Annotated in this window: 3 protein-coding genes; 2 read left to right on the forward strand and 1 reads right to left on the reverse strand. The window is 57.0% G+C overall.

The genetic code is table 11. The features are described 5' to 3' along the window. Nucleotides 1–25 precede the first annotated feature (25 nt). Nucleotides 26–796: an RNA polymerase sporulation sigma factor SigG gene (sigG, locus tag B2W96_RS03480; protein ID WP_293008590.1), complete on the reverse strand. Its 771-nt coding sequence runs from the start codon at nt 794–796 to the stop codon at nt 26–28. A gap of 158 nt (nt 797–954) precedes the next feature. Here sigG and B2W96_RS03485 point away from each other — a divergent pair, with 158 nt between their 5' ends. Together B2W96_RS03485 and B2W96_RS03490 are read left to right on the forward strand one after the other, a co-directional pair. Beyond that, nucleotides 955–1,236: a YlmC/YmxH family sporulation protein gene (locus tag B2W96_RS03485; RefSeq protein WP_293008592.1), complete on the forward strand. Its 282-nt coding sequence runs from the start codon at nt 955–957 to the stop codon at nt 1,234–1,236. A gap of 151 nt (nt 1,237–1,387) precedes the next feature. After that, on the forward strand, nt 1,388–3,048 hold a 1,661-nt coding region (locus tag B2W96_RS03490; RefSeq protein ID WP_293008594.1), incomplete at its 3' end, for a methyl-accepting chemotaxis protein.

The following is a 3,048-nucleotide window of genomic DNA, read 5'->3' on the forward strand; positions in this document are numbered from 1 at the left end:
AGACTGCGGGCTGCTTTGAATCGTGTTACAAATTTTTGCGAATGGTATCAATGGCCCCTTTTTCGAGCCGGGAAACCTGCGCCTGCGAAATGCCCACCTCGGCGGAAACCTCCATCTGGGTTTTGCCCTCGTAAAACCGCAGGGCCAGAATCCGCCGTTCCCGGTCGTTCAGCCGGTGGAGTGCCTCTTTTAAGGCAATGTGGTCCACCCAATTTTCATCAGTGTTTTTTTTGTCCCGGACCTGATCCATCACGCACAGGGCGTCGCCGCCGTCGGAGTATACCGGGTCGTAGAGAGAGACGGGGTCCGTGATGGCGTCCATGGCAAAGACCACCTCTTCGCGGGGAATGTCCAACGCCTTTGCAAGCTGCTCCACCGTTGGCTCCCGCTGGTTTTCGCCCACCAGCTTGTCCCGCATCTGAAGGACCCGGTAGGCCGTGTCCCGCATACTGCGGGACACCCGGATGGCACTGTTGTCCCGCAAATACCGGCGGATTTCGCCAACGATCATGGGTACCCCGTACGTGGAGAAGCGCACCGGCTGGGAGATATCAAAGTTATCAATGGCTTTGATCAGCCCTACGCAGCCCACCTGAAACAGATCGTCCGGGTTTTCGCCCCGGTTGGAGAACTTTTGGATAACGGAGAGTACCAACCGGAGATTTCCCTCGATGAGAGTCTGCCGCGCCTCCCGGTCGCCCTCCTTTGTCCGACGCAGAAGTTGCATGGTTTCCTCATTCTTAAGGACCTTCAGCTTGGATGTGTTTACGCCGCAAATCTCGACCTTTCCCTGCATGAAAGCCACCTCGCTACCTGATTTTTCTTCGTGAATCAGTATTTCCGGCAGCGGATTTTCCTATACTGGAAGGTTTTGTCGAGACGGGGGAGAAGGCCGCACGGCATAGGACATTCCCGGTCGGGCATATGCTTTTTTTCAGGGAGGAGGCGTGCGCTATGGGATGCAGAATCAGGGATATACGGCGAAAAGAAGTCATTAACATCTGCGACGGCTGTCGGCTGGGCTATGTTGGGGATGTGGAAATTAAACTGCCGGAGGGACAGGTGTGCGCCATTATTGTATTCGGACCGTACCGCTTCTTTGGCCTGTTCGGCAGGGGGGAGGAATACTACATTCCGTGGGAGTGTATCCAGCGGATCGGGGACGACATCATTCTCATCGACAAACCCTTTCAGCGGCGGGATCCGGCTTTGGAACGCAAACGGCGGCGATGCTGAAAAATTGGAATGCTCGGCATGAAAAATATTTAGTCTATTCATCTCTTTCATTTTTCGACGGATTATCCGATAATAAAATAGAAAAAGTTTTTAAAAAGAAAACCTTGGAAAGCCATACTGCGGGTTACGAAAGAGAAAGGACAGAAAACGGATGATAGGAAAGAAAGACCGCAAGCTTCGCAAAAAAGAGAAAAGAGGAAGCGCTTCGATTCGCAGGGATCTGTTTTCAAAGATGCTGCTGCTGGCGTTGATTCCTCTGCTGCTGATGGCAGCCGTGCCGGGTTATGTGAGCTATTTCGGCGTGAATCAGACGGTGGAGCGTATGATGAAGGAGCTGTCGGAGACCAGCGCGGAGCTGGTGGGACAGAAGCTGACGGCTGTGAAAAATGTCGCCACCGACCTTGGATATCGGACGGAGCTGAGCGACGAGGCAGCGGACCCTGCGGTTTACGCCGCCGTGATCGCCCAGTGTGTGGACGCATACGACCTTGAGGGCGGCGACCTGCTGGACGCCAGCGGACGGAGTCGCACCGGAAGCGGCAGCTATGCCGACCAGGAGTTCTTCAAGCGGACAATGGCCGGGGAGACGTACATTTCCGAGCCGGAACTGGATCAGGCCGCGGGCAGCGTGACGATTTATGCAGCCGCACCCGTTCGTGGGAGCGGCGGCGGAATTTCCGGCGTGGTGTTTCTTAAGACGCAGCAGACATTCCTTAACGATCTTATGGCAGAAATTAAGATCAGTGAAGGCGCCACCACCTATATGCTGAACAAGGATGGATTTACGATTGCCGACCCGGACATGGAGACCGTTTTAAATGCCGAGAGCACCATCCGGGACGCGCAGACGGACTCCAGCCTGAGTGCCCTGGCTGCCATGGAGACGGAGATGACGCAGGGAAAAACCGGCTTTGGACGGTATACTTATGGCGGCGTGACCAAATATCTGGCCTATGCCCCGGTGAGCGGGACCGACGGCTGGAGTCTTGGCGTGTGCGCCGTGGTAAAGGACTTTATGAGCACGACCTACGCTAATATGCTGCTGTGTGTGGGGCTGCTGGCGCTGGCCGCCGTGGCGGTGATTCTGGTATCCAACCGGACGTCCAGAAGAATCGGCAGCGCTGTCACCGTCTGCACCCAGCGGCTGGAGCAGCTTGCACAGGGCGATTTGAGCAGCGATGTGCCAAAGGTTGCCCGGCAGGATGAGACAGGCCGTCTCGCTGCCGCCACCGCCACCATCACCGCCTCGGTTTCCGGCATCATCCGCGATCTGGAGGCGGTGTTGGAGAAGATTGCCTCCGGCGATTTCACGGGCCAAAGCAAAGCATCCGAGCTGTACGCCGGGGATTATGCGCCGCTGCTGACAGCAGTGGAGGACCTGCGCCGCTTGCAGGGACAGACCCTTGGAAGAATTGTTCTGGCTGCGGATCAGGTTTCCGACGGCGCGGACCAGATTTCCTCCGGGGCGCAGATTCTGTCTCAGGGGACGACGGAGCAGGCATCCTCCGTGGAGGAACTGGCCGCATCCCTTCAGGAGATATCCGCCAACGTGCGGGACACTGCGAACCACACCGTCACCGCCAGTGAGCGGGTGCAGCAGGCCTATGGCCTGATGAAGGAGTGCGACGCGCAGATGCGGGGCATGGAGGATTCCATGAGCGAAATCAACCAGAATTCCAGAGAGATCGGCAAAATCATCAAGACCATTGAGGATATCGCGTTCCAGACCAACATTCTGGCGCTGAACGCCGCTGTGGAAGCCGCCCGGGCGGGCGAAGCGGGCAAGGGCTTTGCCGTGGTGGCCGACGAGGT

This window comes from Oscillibacter sp. UBA6647 (assembly GCA_002455655.1).
Lineage (GTDB): Bacteria > Bacillota > Clostridia > Oscillospirales > Oscillospiraceae > Oscillibacter.

What these genes read in the sequence shown, in the direction of transcription:
- sigG (WP_293008590.1), bottom strand. Translation starts at nt 796, where the DNA reads ATGCAGGGAAAGGTCGAGATTTGCGGCGTAAACACATCCAAGCTGAAG.
- B2W96_RS03485 (WP_293008592.1), top strand. Translation starts at nt 955, where the DNA reads ATGGGATGCAGAATCAGGGATATACGGCGAAAAGAAGTCATTAACATC.